General features: G+C 60.1%; 14 protein-coding genes. 9 read left to right on the top strand and 5 right to left on the bottom strand.

What is annotated here, in order from left to right; translation table 11 throughout:
* Positions 1–187 precede the first annotated feature (187 nt).
* Positions 188–1,885, bottom strand: a complete 1,698-nt coding sequence (locus tag HU754_RS11205) for an AMP-binding protein (RefSeq protein WP_186622589.1) — start codon at positions 1,883–1,885, stop codon at positions 188–190.
* 296 nt (positions 1,886–2,181) lie between these two features.
* On the opposite strand from HU754_RS11205, the gene HU754_RS11200 reads away from it, so the two are divergent.
* The 4 genes from HU754_RS11200 (at position 2,182) to HU754_RS11185 (ending at position 7,847) form a co-directional block, all read left to right on the top strand.
* Complete coding sequence (locus HU754_RS11200) at positions 2,182–3,345, top strand: isovaleryl-CoA dehydrogenase (RefSeq protein ID WP_007917237.1); 1,164 nt, start codon at positions 2,182–2,184, stop codon at positions 3,343–3,345.
* A gap of 12 nt (positions 3,346–3,357) precedes the next feature.
* Positions 3,358–4,965: a carboxyl transferase domain-containing protein gene (locus HU754_RS11195; protein WP_186622591.1), complete on the top strand. Its 1,608-nt coding sequence runs from the start codon at positions 3,358–3,360 to the stop codon at positions 4,963–4,965.
* Between the two features lie 117 nt (positions 4,966–5,082).
* Positions 5,083–5,898 carry a gamma-carboxygeranoyl-CoA hydratase gene (locus tag HU754_RS11190; RefSeq protein WP_186622592.1) on the top strand — a complete coding sequence of 272 codons (816 nt, stop codon included), beginning with the start codon at positions 5,083–5,085 and terminating at the stop codon, positions 5,896–5,898.
* Positions 5,898–7,847 carry an acetyl/propionyl/methylcrotonyl-CoA carboxylase subunit alpha gene (locus tag HU754_RS11185; protein WP_186622595.1) on the top strand — a complete coding sequence of 650 codons (1,950 nt, stop codon included), beginning with the start codon at positions 5,898–5,900 and terminating at the stop codon, positions 7,845–7,847. Before HU754_RS11190 ends, HU754_RS11185 begins: the two co-directional genes overlap by 1 nt.
* Before the next feature lie 40 nt (positions 7,848–7,887).
* Here the strand turns inward: HU754_RS11185 and HU754_RS11180 are convergent, their stop codons facing one another.
* A complete protein-coding gene (locus tag HU754_RS11180; protein WP_093434139.1) occupies positions 7,888–8,547 on the bottom strand; it encodes a LexA family protein in 660 nt (219 codons plus the stop codon).
* A gap of 130 nt (positions 8,548–8,677) precedes the next feature.
* Between HU754_RS11180 and HU754_RS11175 the strand changes: the two genes are divergently transcribed.
* Positions 8,678–9,016: a DUF6124 family protein gene (locus HU754_RS11175; RefSeq protein WP_093434137.1), complete on the top strand. Its 339-nt coding sequence runs from the start codon at positions 8,678–8,680 to the stop codon at positions 9,014–9,016.
* A 219-nt stretch (positions 9,017–9,235) separates the two neighbouring features.
* Here the strand turns inward: HU754_RS11175 and HU754_RS11170 are convergent, their stop codons facing one another.
* Positions 9,236–9,400, bottom strand: coding sequence for a hypothetical protein (locus HU754_RS11170; RefSeq protein WP_156685516.1), 165 nt, complete (start codon positions 9,398–9,400; stop codon positions 9,236–9,238).
* 96 nt (positions 9,401–9,496) lie between these two features.
* Between HU754_RS11170 and HU754_RS11165 the strand changes: the two genes are divergently transcribed.
* Positions 9,497–10,648, top strand: a complete 1,152-nt coding sequence (locus tag HU754_RS11165) for a M14 family metallopeptidase (protein WP_093434131.1) — start codon at positions 9,497–9,499, stop codon at positions 10,646–10,648.
* Positions 10,649–10,796: 148 nt separating this feature from the next.
* Positions 10,797–11,990, top strand: a complete 1,194-nt coding sequence (locus HU754_RS11160; RefSeq protein ID WP_099756677.1) for an MFS transporter — start codon at positions 10,797–10,799, stop codon at positions 11,988–11,990.
* Here the strand turns inward: HU754_RS11160 and HU754_RS11155 are convergent.
* The gene (locus HU754_RS11155; RefSeq protein WP_093434126.1) at positions 11,987–12,532 is read right to left on the bottom strand and encodes a cytochrome b; all 546 of its coding nucleotides are present in this window, start codon (positions 12,530–12,532) and stop codon (positions 11,987–11,989) included. The genes HU754_RS11160 and HU754_RS11155 overlap by 4 nt on opposite strands.
* Positions 12,529–13,635 carry a catalase family peroxidase gene (locus HU754_RS11150; protein WP_186622596.1) on the bottom strand — a complete coding sequence of 369 codons (1,107 nt, stop codon included), beginning with the start codon at positions 13,633–13,635 and terminating at the stop codon, positions 12,529–12,531. Before HU754_RS11150 ends, HU754_RS11155 begins: the two co-directional genes overlap by 4 nt.
* Before the next feature lie 157 nt (positions 13,636–13,792).
* Here HU754_RS11150 and HU754_RS11145 point away from each other — a divergent pair, with 157 nt between their 5' ends.
* Entirely contained in the window at positions 13,793–14,299 is a 507-nt protein-coding gene (locus tag HU754_RS11145; RefSeq protein WP_186622598.1) for a sigma-70 family RNA polymerase sigma factor, read from the top strand.
* Positions 14,296–15,051, top strand: a complete 756-nt coding sequence (locus tag HU754_RS11140; RefSeq protein ID WP_186622606.1) for an anti-sigma factor family protein — start codon at positions 14,296–14,298, stop codon at positions 15,049–15,051. The genes HU754_RS11145 and HU754_RS11140 overlap by 4 nt, the downstream gene beginning before the upstream one ends.
* Positions 15,052–15,063 lie beyond the last annotated feature (12 nt).

Genomic DNA, 15,063 nt, shown 5'->3' with positions numbered 1-15,063 from the left:
AAAAAGAGCACGCGACGACAAAATTAAAGGGGAGCTTCGGCTCCCCTTTGTGCTTTCTGTGATTCCTCTTTCCAACACATATCCCTTGTAGGAGTGAGCCTGCTCGCGATAGCGTCGTGTCAGTCGATGAAAATATTGACTGGTACACCGCTATCGCGAGCAGGCTCACTCCTACAGGGGTTTTGTGTCAGGCCTGCTTTTCGCGTAGTTCTTCGATACTGATCTCACGCATCCTGAATTTCTGGATCTTGCCCGTCACCGTCATCGGAAACTCTTCAACGAACTTGAAATGCCGTGGCGTCTTGAAGTGCGCGATACGTTCCTTGCACCAGGTTTGCAGCTCCAGCTCCGAGGCGCTGTGGCCGGGGTGGAATTTGATCCAGGCAACAATCTCCTCACCGTAACGCGAGCACGGAATGCCGATCACCTGCACATCCGCCACGGCCGGATGGGTGAAGAAAAACTCCTCCAGCTCACGCGGGTAAATATTCTCGCCGCCACGAATGATCATGTCCTTGTTGCGCCCGGCGATGTTGACGTAACCCTCCTCGTTCATGCTCGCCAGGTCGCCGGTGTGCATCCAGCCCGCGTCATCGATGGCTTCGGCGGTGGCTTGCGGATTGTTCCAGTAACCGAGCATCACGCTGTAGCCACGGGTGCACAGTTCGCCGATAGTGCCGCGCGTCACGAGGTTGCCGGCTTCGTCGATGATCTTGCTCTCCAGCTGTGGCTGGGTGCGGCCGACGGTGGTCACGCGCAATTCCAGCTCATCGGTCGGTCCGGTCTGCAGTGACACCGGGCTGGTTTCCGTCATGCCGTAAGCAATCTGCACTTCGCTCATGTGCATCTCGCTGATGACCCGGCGCATCACTTCGATCGGGCACGTCGCACCGGCCATGATCCCGGTACGCAGGCTCGACAGGTCGAACTCTGCGCGTTGTGGCTGATCGAGCATGGCGATGAACATGGTCGGTACGCCGTACAGGCCGGTAGCCTTTTCCTCGGCGACGGTTTGCAGGGTCAGCAATGGATCGAAGGCATCGCTGGGGTAAATCATCGTGCTGCCGTGGGTGATGCAGCCGAGGTTGCCCATGACCATGCCGAAGCAGTGGTAGAGCGGCACCGGGATCACCAGACGATCGCGCGGGGTCAAGCCGATGCTTTCACCGACCATGTAGCCGTTATTGAGGATGTTGTAGTGGCTGAGGGTTGCGCCTTTGGGGAAACCGGTAGTGCCGGAGGTGTACTGGATGTTCACCGGCTGATCGAAGTGCAGGCTGTCGCTGCGTTCGCGCAGTTGATCGGGAGAGATGCTGGTGGCCAGATCGGCCAGTTGCGACCACGGCAGAAAACCTGACGGTGGTTGCGCGTCAAGGCTGATTACCCCACGCAGTTCGGGGAGGCGTTCGCTACACAGTTGGCCGATGGATTGCTCGGCCAGTTCCGGCACCAACCCTTGCAACATGGCGTGGTAGTTGGAGGACTTGAACGCTCCGGCGCAGACCAGCCATTGGCAGCCGGATTGCTTGAGCACGTATTCGAGTTCGGAGCTGCGATAGGCCGGGTTGATGTTGACCAGGATCACGCCGATTTTTGCCGTTGCAACTTGGGTGATGCACCACTGCGCGCAATTCGGCGCCCAGATACCGAGGCGATCGCCGGCCTGCAAACCCAAGGCCAGTAGCGCTCTGGCATGCAGATCGACCGCGTCGGCCAGTTGTCGCCAGGAGTAACGCAGTTGCTGATGGCGCACGACAAGCGCTTCACCGTCAGGGTATTGCGCGGCGGTGTGATCGAACTTCTGCCCGATGGTCAGCGCCAGCAAGGCTTTGTCCTGAGAACCACGGGTATAGCTGCGCTGCGGGTTTGCACTGGGTTGATCCATGACGACCCCTATTGTCTTTATTAGTGGGTTTTGCCGGATTTAACCCTGTGGGAGCGAGCCTGCTCGCGAAGAGGCCAGTGAATTCAACATCCACGTTGACTGATCTGACGCTTTCGCGAGCAGGCTCGCTCCCACGAGGCCTACTCCGTTTCAATCTTGAACTGCCCCTACTCTCGCCTAAGTTGACGTTAACGTAAAGGATGATTGACAGCCATCCATCGCAGGCTTACGTTAACGTAAAGGTGAGAGCTGAGTAACCGCCCTCCCCACCCTACAAAAAAGCCAAAAGGTGACCCATGAGCTATCCCTCCCTGAACTTCGCCCTCGGTGAAACCATCGACATGTTGCGCGATCAGGTTCAGTCCTTTGTCGCCAAGGAGATCGCTCCGCGCGCCGCGCAGATCGACAGCGACAACCTGTTCCCCGCCGACATGTGGCGCAAATTCGGTGACATGGGCCTGCTCGGCATCACCGTGCCGGAAGAGTACGGCGGCGCTGGCCTGGGTTACCTGGCGCACGTGGTGGCGATGGAAGAAATCAGCCGTGGTTCGGCCTCTGTAGCGCTGTCCTATGGCGCGCATTCCAACCTTTGCGTCAACCAGATCAACCGCAACGGCAACCACGAACAGAAAAGCAAATACCTGCCGAAGCTGATCAGTGGCGAACACGTCGGCGCGCTGGCGATGAGCGAACCGAATGCCGGTTCCGACGTGGTCTCGATGAAACTGCGCGCCGACAAACGCGGCGACCGTTTCGTCCTCAACGGCAGCAAAACCTGGATCACCAACGGCCCTGACGCCAACACCTACGTGATCTACGCCAAGACCGATCTAGAGAAAGGCCCGCACGGCATCACCGCGTTCATCGTCGAACGCGACTGGAAAGGCTTCAGCCGCAGCAACAAATTCGACAAGCTCGGCATGCGCGGCTCCAACACCTGCGAGCTGTTTTTCGATGACGTCGAAGTGCCGGAAGAAAACATCCTCGGCGTGCTCAACGGCGGCGTCAAAGTGTTGATGAGCGGCCTCGATTACGAACGCGTCGTGCTCTCCGGCGGCCCGACCGGGATCATGCAGTCGTGCATGGACCTGATCGTTCCATACATCCACGACCGCAAACAGTTCGGCCAGAGCATCGGCGAGTTCCAGCTGATCCAGGGCAAAGTGGCCGACATGTACACCCAGCTCAACGCCAGTCGCGCCTACCTCTACGCCGTGGCCCAGGCCTGCGAGCGCGGCGAAACCACCCGCAAGGATGCCGCCGGGGTAATCCTCTACACCGCCGAGCGCGCCACGCAAATGGCCCTCGACGCGATCCAGATTCTCGGTGGTAACGGTTACATCAACGAATTCCCGGCGGGCCGCTTGCTGCGTGACGCCAAGCTGTACGAAATCGGCGCCGGTACCAGTGAGATCCGTCGCATGCTGATCGGTCGCGAACTGTTCAACGAAACCCGCTAAACGGAGCTGGCCATGGCTACCCTGCACACTCAGCTCAACCCTCGTTCAGCGGAGTTCGCCGCCAACAGCGCGGCGATGCTCAAACAGGTCGACGCCCTGCACACCCTGCTCGCCCAAGTGGCGCAGGGCGGCGGCGCGAAAGCCCAGGAACGCCACACCTCACGCGGCAAACTGTTGCCTCGTGAACGCATCAACCGCTTGCTTGATCCAGGTTCGCCATTTCTGGAAATCAGCCAACTGGCCGCCCACGCCGTGTATGGCGAAGACGTTCCGGCCGCTGGTGTGATTGCCGGGATCGGCCGGATTGAAGGCGTCGAATGCATGATCGTCGCCAACGACGCGACGGTTAAGGGCGGTTCGTACTACCCGCTGACCGTGAAAAAACATCTACGTGCACAAACCATCGCGCAACAGAATCGTCTGCCGTGTATCTATCTGGTCGATTCGGGCGGCGCCAACCTGCCGCGTCAGGACGAAGTGTTTCCGGATCGTGAGCACTTCGGGCGGATCTTCTTCAACCAGGCCAACATGAGCGCGATGGGCATTCCGCAGATCGCCGTGGTCATGGGCTCGTGCACTGCCGGCGGCGCCTATGTGCCGGCGATGGCGGACGAAGCGATCATGGTGCGCAATCAGGCGACGATTTTCCTCGCCGGCCCGCCGCTGGTGAAGGCCGCGACCGGTGAAGTGGTCAGCGCCGAAGATCTGGGCGGCGCCGATGTGCACTGCAAGATTTCCGGGGTCGCCGACCATTACGCCGAGAGCGACGAACACGCCCTCGCCCTCGCCCGCCGCAGCGTTGCCAACCTTAACTGGCGCAAACTCGGTGACGTGCAGCAACGCGCGCCGATTGCGCCGCTGTACGCCAGCGACGAGTTGTACGGCGTAGTTTCGGCCGACGCCAAGCAGCCGTTCGACGTGCGCGAAGTGATTGCGCGACTGGTCGACGGTTCGGTGTTCGATGAATTCAAGGCTTTGTTCGGCACCACGCTGGTGTGTGGCTTTGCGCATCTGCACGGCTACCCGATCGCGATTCTGGCGAACAACGGCATCCTCTTCGCCGAAGCCGCGCAGAAAGGTGCGCACTTTATCGAACTGGCCTGCCAGCGCGGTATTCCGCTGCTTTTTTTGCAGAACATCACCGGCTTCATGGTCGGTCAGAAATACGAGGCCGGCGGCATCGCCAAACACGGCGCGAAACTGGTAACAGCGGTGGCTTGCGCCAAGGTGCCGAAATTCACCGTGATCATCGGCGGTAGCTTCGGCGCCGGTAACTACGGCATGTGCGGCCGCGCTTATGACCCGCGTTTCCTGTGGATGTGGCCGAACGCGCGGATCGGCGTGATGGGCGCCGAGCAGGCGGCGGGCGTGTTGGTGCAGGTCAAACGCGAACAGACTGAACGCAGTGGCCAGGCCTTCAGTGCCGAGCAGGAAGCCGAGATCAAGCAACCGATCCTCGACCAGTATGAAGAGCAAGGTCACCCCTACTATTCCAGCGCACGGCTATGGGACGACGGCGTCATCGACCCGGCGCAGACCCGCGATGTGCTGGCCCTGGCCTTGTCCGCGTCGCTGAACGCGCCAATCGAACCGAGCCGCTTCGGCGTGTTCCGGATGTGATTTTTTGTGGGAGCGAGCCTGCTCGCGAATACGGTTTATCAGCTAGCGGATAGGTCGACTGATACAACGCTTTCGCGAGCAGGCTCGCTCCCACAAGAACCGTGGAGACGGATGAATATGAGCGATTTCAACACCCTCGAACTGCACAGCGACCCACGCGGTTTTGCAACGCTGTGGCTCAACCGCGCGGAAAAGAACAACGCCTTCAACGCCGAGATGATCCGCGAGCTGATCCTCGCGCTGGACAAAGTCGCCAGCGACGCCAGCCTGCGTTTCCTGCTGGTGCGTGGTCGTGGCAAGCACTTCAGTGCCGGCGCTGATCTGGCGTGGATGCAGCAATCGGCCGAGCTCGATTACCACACCAATCTCGACGACGCTCGCGAATTGGCGGAGCTGATGTACAACCTAGCCAAGCTGAAGATCCCCACAGTGGCCGTGGTGCAAGGCGCGGCGTTCGGTGGCGCGCTGGGGCTGATCAGTTGCTGTGACGTGGCGATTGGCGCCGATGACGCGCAGTTCTGCTTGTCGGAAGTGCGCATCGGTCTGGCGCCGGCGGTGATCAGTCCGTTCGTGGTGCAGGCCATCGGCGAACGCGCTGCGCGTCGATATGCGCTGACCGCCGAGCGTTTCGGCGGACAACGTGCGCGCGAAATCGGTTTGTTGTCCGAGAGCTATCCGGCGGCAGAACTTGATCAGCAAGTCGAACAGTGGATCAACAATTTACTGCTCAACAGCCCCGCCGCCATGCGCGCCAGCAAGGATTTGCTGCGTGAAGTCGGTAACGGCGCGCTGACCCCAGCGCTGCGCCGCTACACCGAAAATGCCATCGCCCGTATCCGCGTCAGCCCTGAAGGTCAGGAAGGCTTGCGCGCCTTTCTGCAAAAACGTCCGCCGAGCTGGCAAGCCGCAACCACCACCAAGGAGCCGCGTTGATGAGCGCACCTGTTCTCACCACCCTGCTGGTGGCCAACCGTGGCGAAATCGCCTGCCGCGTGATGCGCACCGCCAAAGCCTTGGGCCTGACCACGGTTGCCGTGCACAGCGCCACCGACCGTGAGGCGCGGCACAGCCGGGAAGCGGATATTCGCGTGGACCTGGGCGGCAGCAAAGCTGCCGACAGTTATCTGCAGATCGACAAACTGATCGCAGCGGCCAAGGCCAGTGGCGCGCAGGCGATTCATCCGGGTTACGGGTTTCTCTCGGAAAACGCCGGGTTCGCTCGTGCCATAGAAGCGGCCGGGCTGATTTTCCTCGGCCCGCCCGCCTCGGCCATCGATGCCATGGGCAGCAAATCCGCCGCCAAAGCACTGATGGAAACCGCCGGTGTGCCACTGGTGCCGGGTTATCACGGCGAAGCGCAGGACCTCGACACCTTCCGCGATGCCTGCGAACGCATCGGTTATCCAGTGCTGCTCAAAGCCACGGCCGGCGGTGGTGGCAAAGGCATGAAAGTGGTCGAGGACGTCAGCCAGTTGGCCGAAGCCCTCGCCTCGGCTCAGCGTGAAGCGCAGTCGTCGTTCGGCGATTCGCGCATGCTGGTGGAGAAATACCTGCTCAAGCCACGTCACGTGGAAATCCAGGTGTTCGCCGATCAGCATGGCAACTGCCTGTACCTCAATGAACGGGATTGCTCGATTCAACGGCGCCATCAGAAAGTCGTCGAAGAAGCGCCGGCACCCGGTCTGTCCACGCAACTGCGGCGGGCGATGGGTGAAGCAGCGGTGCGTTCGGCACAGGCGATCGGTTACGTCGGCGCCGGTACGGTGGAGTTCCTGCTGGATGCGCGCGGTGAATTCTTCTTTATGGAGATGAACACGCGGTTGCAGGTCGAGCACCCGGTGACTGAAGCGATTACTGGTCTTGATCTGGTCGCCTGGCAGATCCGCGTTGCTCGTGGTGAAGCACTGCCGATCACCCAGGAACAAGTGCCGTTGAACGGCCATGCGATTGAAGTGCGCTTGTACGCCGAGGATCCTGCGAATGACTTCCTGCCGGCGACCGGACGTCTGGCGTTGTATCGCGAATCGGCCGAAGGGCCAGGGCGCCGGGTGGATAGCGGGGTTGAAGAAGGCGATGAAATTTCGCCGTTCTACGACCCGATGCTCGGCAAGCTGATTGCCTGGGGCGAGGATCGCGAACAGGCTCGGTTGCGCTTGTTGAGCATGCTCGACGAGTTTGCGATTGGCGGTTTGAAAACCAACATCAACTTCTTGCGGCGGATCATTGCGCACCCGGCGTTCGCGGCGGCGGAACTGGATACCGGGTTTATTCCGCGTTACCAGGAGCAATTGCTGCCTGCACCGGGCACGCTGAGCGATGCGTTCTGGGCGGCGGCGGCTCAAGCGGTGGTGCAGAGCCTGCCACAACTCGCACGCCAGGATGACCCTGCTTCGCCTTGGTCACTCAATAGCGGTTTGCGTGCTGGGCTGCCGCCGGAAATCACCCTGCATTTGAGTTGCGAGGGGCAGGATCGCGCCTTGACGCTGAATGCTGCCGACCACGCCAGACTGTCCGGCGAAGCACTTATCGTCGAGCACGAAGGCGTTCATCGTACGTTGCGTGCGATTCGCCAGGGCGATGCGCTGTACCTGCAATGGGAAGGTGAGTTGCGCCGTATCGAAACATACGATCCGATCAGCGCCATCGAAGCCAGCCACAGTCATCAGGGCGGCCTGACCGCGCCGATGAACGGCAGCATCGTCCGCGTGTTGGTGGAGGCCGGGCAATCGGTTGAGGCCGGTGCGCAACTGGTGGTGCTGGAAGCGATGAAGATGGAACACAGCATCCGTGCGCCGCATGCCGGGGTGATCAAAGCGCTGTATTGCCAGGAAGGTGAAATGGTTGGCGAAGGCAGCGCTTTGGTTGAGCTGGAAGAAGTATGAACGGGAGGATCGATCCTGCGCCTGGCGAAGATCGATCTGACTAGTAACGCGCCGTTGCCTGCACCACAACACCGATGATTCGACACTCATCGGTCAGCAGGGCTTTCGGCCACGTCGGATTGAGCGGCACCAGGTAACGCTGGCCGCCCTCTTCGTCGAGTTTGCGAAAAATCGCCTCCGTACTGTCGGGCCACTGGGCGATCACCAGTTTACCGGGCAGCGCTTCGGCGGCCGGGTCGACCAGAATCAGCATGCCTTCGGCAATGCTCTGGCCACTGGGTGCGGTCATTGAATCTCCCGTCACCGTCAACCAGAACGCCGGGCCTCGCGCGTGGTAATCCGTCAATTCGAAGCGCTGCTTGCCTGCTGCCTTGTCGTAGGACGCCGGATCGCTTTCACGCACTTCGCACGTCGTCTGCCAATCGCTGACCGGGTAACGGAAGTACGGGTTGTACTTCTGCGCCAGCGGCATCTCGTCCTCGGACGTGGGTTGCGGTTCACGGATCACCAGCACCACTTCGAGGAAATCCATGCCCAGCGCTTGCAGCACCCGGTTCATTTCAGTGATACCGGGTTCGCGACGCTTGTTCAGCCAATGGCCGATCCCGCCCTGGGACATGCCGACGCGCTCTCCGAGCTCTGTTTGAGTGATTTTGAGCTCACTCATCTTGGCCTTGACCAACTCAATCCATTTATCCATGTGCAGCACCTTACGTGGACGCCTTCGGCCAGCAAAACACATATTGTAGTATTTAAATTCTCGTCACAACTACACAGAGTACTATTCTGAAGGCACGGATTTTCAATCGACCAAGGAGTGCCCCCTCATCATGAATATCAGCAGCAAAGACTTGCCCGATCTGCAAATGGACACCACCTTCACCTCGCCCCAAGGCAATGCGGCGGCGCAACGAGCGCTGGACTATTACTTGAAACCAGCTGTGTCAGAACCTGAGGTCGACGAGCGCTTTTTCGATGTCAGGCGCCATCTCAGTGGCGAGGAAGCCCTGGTGCACGCCTCGGACCTGTTGCGCTGCGCGGCAGCCACGGCGTTCAAGGCAGCCGAAAACCTGCAAGGCGCGAGTCGCGATCTGGCATTTTCAGTGGTGCATATGGTGGATATGGCGCGGGCGATGGTCGACCATTCACTCGATGGCGATGAAGCCTGAGAAACGGAAATGCGGGCGGACGGGAAAGAATTTTCCAATCGAGCAGGTAAAAACATTTGACTTGCAAATGATAATGATTATTATTGCAAGCAACTGGTCGCGAGATCAGTCGATGGACCAGAGACCTTAGGTCGGTCTTCTGGACTATCTCCTCATCAGGCTAATCACGGTTTTTGACCCGGCTTTTTGCCGGGTCTTTTTTTTGCCCGTTTTTCAGGCTTATGGCTTCAGGCTAATGAAGTCCTTAGGTGCTGCAAATTCGATGGCGCGGATAATATCAAAAGAATATTGGTTGGCAAGCGAAGCCCGGCCGCATTGGGGCAAACTAATGCCAATTAGCACTTGAGAATCAATCGCACAGTCTCTAAGCTGCTTGCGCGTCATGGAGGACGCCCCCCGCCACACACCGCAATTCCCCTCGGTTTCAGCCCTGCCTGCGTGTACAGTAACGGCCATAAAAATCATATTCAGGAATCGATTATGACCGTGGCCAAATCTTCGTTCGACATCAGCGCCAACTTCGACAGCGGCAACATCCAAGTCATCGACATCAGCAATCCACTCAATCCGGTTCTGGCCATTCGTCCAGATACTCGCAGCGCGCATTTCCAGTGGTTTCACTTCAAGGCCAGCGGCCTGCATGTCGGCCAGGAACACTGGTTCCGCCTGAACAATGCCAGCCAATCCACGTACAGCAAGGGCTGGCCCGGTTATCAGGCCGTAGCGTCCTACGATCACGTCAACTGGTTCCGCGTGCCGACTATTTACGAGGGCGACTGCCTGCGCTTTTGCCTCGAGGCCACGCAGACCCATGCCTGGTTCGCCTACTTCGAACCCTATAGCCGTGGCCGTCACGACTGGCTGATCGAGCAGGCGCTAAGCAAGGCCGGCACCGAATTACTGGCGACCGGTAAAAGTGTCGAAGGTCGCGACATTCAATTGCTGCGCAAAGGCACTGGCGCTGAAGGCCAGCGCAAGATCTGGATCATCGCTCAGCAACATCCCGGCGAGCACATGGCCGAATGGTTCATGGAAGGCGTGATCGAGCGCCTGGAAAGGCACGATGATCCGGTGCTGAACAAGCTGCTCGCCAGTGCCGATCTGTACCTGGTGCCGAATATGAATCCGGACGGCGCGTTCCATGGCCATCTGCGCACCAACGCCATGGGCCAGGATTTGAACCGGGCCTGGCAGAACGCCAACCAGGAGATCAGTCCCGAGGTGCTCTTCGTCCAGCAGCAAATGGAAAAGTACGGCGTCGATCTGTTCCTGGACGCCCATGGCGATGAAACCATTCCTCACGTATTCACCGCCGGCTGCGAAGGCAATCCGGGCTACACGCCGCGTATCGAGAAGCTCGAAGAGCATTTCCGCAATCACCTGAAACACACCACCAAAGATTTCCAGACCAAGTACGGCTACACCCGCGACGAACCGGGTCAGGCCAACATGACCCTGGCGTGCAACAGCGTCGGCCAGAAATACGACTGCCTGTCGCTGACGCTGGAAATGCCGTTCAAGGATCACGACGACCATCCCGACAACGTCACCGGCTGGTCGGGCAAACGCTCTAAACAGCTGGGCAAAGACGTGCTGACCACCATCGCTGACATGGTTGATACCCTGCGCTGATCCCCTCCTCCGTTCTGTAAAAGATCGCAGCTTGTCTGCGATCTTTTGCTTTCCGCCATTCACCATCTCGCGCAAACCGGTTGCAAAATAAAACCCGAATCAATACCGTACTAAAGGTTTTATTTTGAAACCTAAAAGGATGCGGGAAATGAAACCTCTAAAGAGCAGTGCCGTTTTGCTTTTCTCCGTAGCCTGCGGTCTGGCCGTGGGCAATGTGTATTACGCCCAGCCATTGCTGGACGCGATGGCCGAGGCGTTCGCGATGTCGCCGGCGACCATCGGCATTGTCATCACCCTGACGCAAATCGGCTACGGCATCGGACTGGTGCTATTGGTCCCTCTCGGTGATCTGCTCAATCGGCGCCGATTAATCGTTACTCAAACCCTGCTGTCGGCAGCGGCGCTGTTGATGATCGCGCTGGCGCCCAACAGTGCGTGGCTGCTGCTTGGCATGACCTTGACAGGGCTGCTCGCGGTAGTGACGCAGGTCTTGGTAGCTTATGCCGCGACGCTGGCAATCCCGGCCCAACGCGGGCGCGTGGTCGGAGTGGTCACCAGCGGCATCGTTGTCGGCATCTTGCTGGCACGCACGGTTGCCGGCGGTATGGCCGATTTGGCTGGGTGGCGAGCGATTTACTTGCTGTCAGCCGGGCTGACACTGTTGATGGCGTTGCTGCTGTTGCGTGTTCTGCCGAAGGATGAGGTCCCGCAACCGATTACGACTTACGCCGCCCTGATCGCCTCAGTATTCAGCCTGTTCAAAGAAGAACCGGTACTGCGCCAACGCGCGATCCTCGCATTGCTGACTTTTGCCAGTGCGATGGTGCTGTGGACGCCGATGGTGCTGCCGCTGGCCGCGCCACCGTTGTCGTTGTCGCACAGTGAAATCGGGCTGTTCGGACTGGCCGGCGCTGCGGGTGCACTGGCAGCCGCACGGGCCGGTCATCTGGCTGATCGTGGTCTGGGGCAATGGGTCAGCGGTCTTTCGCTGTTGCTGATGCTCGCTTCATGGTTGCCGATCGCCCTGACTCAATCCTCGCTGTGGGCATTGCTGCTCGGCGTAATCACCCTGGACTTGGGTCTGCAAGCCGTGCACGTCACCAGCCAGAGCATGATCTACAGCGTGCGCCCCGAAGCGCAAAGCCGTCTCACCGCCGGTTACATGCTGTTCTACTCGATCGGCAGCGCGCTCGGTTCCATCGGCTCGACCGCGATGTACGCGTGGGCCGGCTGGATCGGCGTGTGCCTGCTCGGCGCCAGCATCAACGCCGTGGCGCTGGCGTACTGGTGGCTGACCCTGAAACGCGGCGCATCGCTACGATGCGCCACGCAAACGGGTTAGCTGCGATCGCGACCACGCAACATGCTGTCGAGCACCTCGTCGCGGCGGACCCAGCCATGAAACAACGCCGCCGCCAGGTGCAGCAGCACCGTCAGGAACAGCAGATAGGCCAGATACCCGTGAGCCTTGCGCAGAAACGCGAACAACTGCGCATCGGCCGGAACGATCGCTGGCAACTGCAACGTTGTGCTGAGCATCACCGGTTCACCAGAAGCGCTGATCATCGCCCAACCGAGCAACGGCAACACCAGCATCAACGCGTAAAGCAGCAGATGGGACGCCTTGGCCGCCAGTACTTGCCAGCCCGGCAGATCGGCGGGCAACGGTGGCTGGCGCGTGGTGAGCCGCACCAGCAAACGCACGATCACCAGCGCCAGAATCGCAATGCCCAGCGGTTTGTGCAGATGGATCAGCCATTCATGCCGCTCGGACACCGAGGTGACCATGCCGGCGCCGATAAACAGCATGGCGATGATCATCAGCGCCATCAGCCAGTGCAGCAGCCGCGCCAACAGGGCGAAATGCGTCGGTTGAGTGCTCATGGACGAGCCTCCTGTTTGGCGGCGGGCAACTGACTGACTTCGCTGGTGCGACGCAAGTAGGAATTGGCGTAACCGGCGGAACGGGCGGCGAGCAACGGGTCGCCGGAACCTTGAATACCGGCCGGCAGCACCAGCGGGTCATAGTTGATGTCCCGGCATTCGCCGCTCAATTGCGGCTGGGTCTTTTCCAGCACCAGTGTGCCCGCGTTCAATACTTTGCGCCCGGCCGGCCAAGTCTTGCTGGCGTCGTTCACCGGATCCTCGGGATTGGCCAGAGTGATATTCAATTGAAAACGCAGCGGTGCAGACGACAACCGTTGCACCAGATCTTTCTCGAGAAAATCACCGCCCTCAGGCGCACTGGCGCCCGCAGCATCGCGCGCCAACGGTGTCATGCTCCAGCGCACGGCCTGTTTTTTACCGCTGGCGTCGACCAGATAAAACGCGTTGACGCTGTTATAGGTTTCGGTGGCATAACTGGCCGACGGTTTGGCCGTCTTCACCCAGGTCAAAAACGGCACGGTTTCCGGGTGCGCGGCAAAGAACGCCGGAACCTTCGCCGGATCAGGTTTACCGGTGGCCGGATCTGGCGATTGCGCCTGCTGCAATTGATAAAACGCCTCAGGCGTACCGACCGGGAACACCGGCATGCTGTTCATCCCGGTGCGCCATTGCTGCCCGTTAGCCTGGGTGAACCGCAACGCCAGACTGCGAATCGGCACGCTGCTGTCCGGTGCATAGGGATTGCCCGCCGGCAGCGCAAAACGCCCGACCACTGGAGTCTGCGGCTCGTTGAACACCTGCGCGGTGGAGAATACCCGTGCCTCACCACTGCTTTCGAAATGCCCGATCACGCACACGCCTTTGGCGTGATTACGACGAAACCCGGGATGCACGCCATTGTTCTTCTCCAGCACATCGACCAGCGCCTTTGGCGTCAGGCGTTGTGGGTCGAAGTTACCGTGAACGTAGGCAAACGCCCCGGCCACCGCAGCGACTACCACGGCAATGCCGCCCAGACGCAATATCAGGCTCGCGGCACTCAGTGGCGGGCGCTGCGGCCCGCCGGGCGGTGAAGCGTTGGGTGAGGTGCGATCAACCATGAAGGACTCCAGGGCCAATGGCCACAAGTAGGAAGAATCAGCAAGACGCGCCTCATCCGGGTTTATTCCACACAACGGTATTTATTTTTCCGAACGTGGAATAACCTCCAACGGCGGGCGTCTCCCTAGTCCACAGCGTAGTGACTAGCAGAATTTCATGAGCGAATTCGACGAACAGTTGAGAGAAATCATTCCCAGATTGCGCCGCTTTGCCGTGTCGTTGACGCGCAACAGCAGTAGTGCTGACGATCTGGTGCAGGCCTGTCTGGAGCGTGCCCTGTCGAGTTGGGGCGACAAACGCGCCGACGGCGACTTGCGTGCCTGGCTGTTCGCGATCCTCTATCGGCAGTTTCTCGACGCCCACCGGCGCTCCCGGCGTTATGCGCGAATGCTCGAATTCTTCACCGGTCGCGACGACGCCGAACCCTCGGTGGAGCGCACCGTTATCGCTCAGTCGACCCTGCAAGCCTTCCACCGACTGCCCAGCGAACAGCGCGCGCTGCTGCTCATGGTTTCAGTGGAAGGCCTTTCCTATAAAGAGGTCGCCGAGATTCTCGGCGCCCCGATCGGCACCGTGATGTCGCGCCTGTCCCGCGCCCGCCAGGCCCTGCGCCAACTCAGCGACGGCGAAATCAGCAGCCCTTCTTTGCGGATACTCAAATGATCAGCCTGCCTCCCACCGAGCGTGATCTGCACGCCTATGTCGACCACCAGCTCCGCGACGCCGACCGGCGTGTGCTGGAGACTTGGTTGGCCAGTCACCCGGACGAAGCGGCGCAGGTTCGCGCCTGGCAACTGGATGCCCAGCAATTGCGCGCGGCACTCAGCGGCGCGTTGCAGCAACCGGCCAACCCAGCGCTTGACCCAGCGATGATTCGCCAGCGCCGTCAGCGCCAGTCGCGTCGTCATCTGGCCAGTGCTGCGGTGTTGCTGATCGCGGTCAGCCTCGGCGGTTTCAGTGGCTGGCAGGCCCGGGAAATGACCCTTGTGCGCCCGGCCATGTTGCCAATGACCGACGCCCTGCAAGCCTATCGCCTGATTGCCCAGCAAGGCATGTTGCCAGCCGATTACAAGGTCGACAGTGATGGCGACATGCAGCGCTGGCTCGATCGTTATTTCACTCGGGCCAGTCGTTTACCAGATCTGAAGGCGGCCGGGTTTGAACCGGTCAGTGGACGCTTGCTCAGCACTGATGAAGGTCCGGCGGCGATGGTGATGTATGAGGATGGCAGCGGCCACAAGGTGAGTTTCTACGTGCGCCCGCCGGGGCCGAAGAACACCTTTTTGCCGCGTGGCACGCGCAGTGACGGAGATTTGCAGGCCCAGTACTGGTCAGGTGGTGGCTATAACTACGCGATGGTCAGCCCGGTCGATACACCGGCGGCGCAACAGCTCAAGCAATCACTGCCATTCTGAGAACACCACCTT

Source organism: Pseudomonas zeae, assembly GCF_014268485.2.
Classification (GTDB): domain Bacteria; phylum Pseudomonadota; class Gammaproteobacteria; order Pseudomonadales; family Pseudomonadaceae; genus Aquipseudomonas; species Aquipseudomonas neuropathica.
Note: the sequence above shows the minus strand (reverse complement) of the source record. Positions and strands in the feature narration are given on the sequence as shown.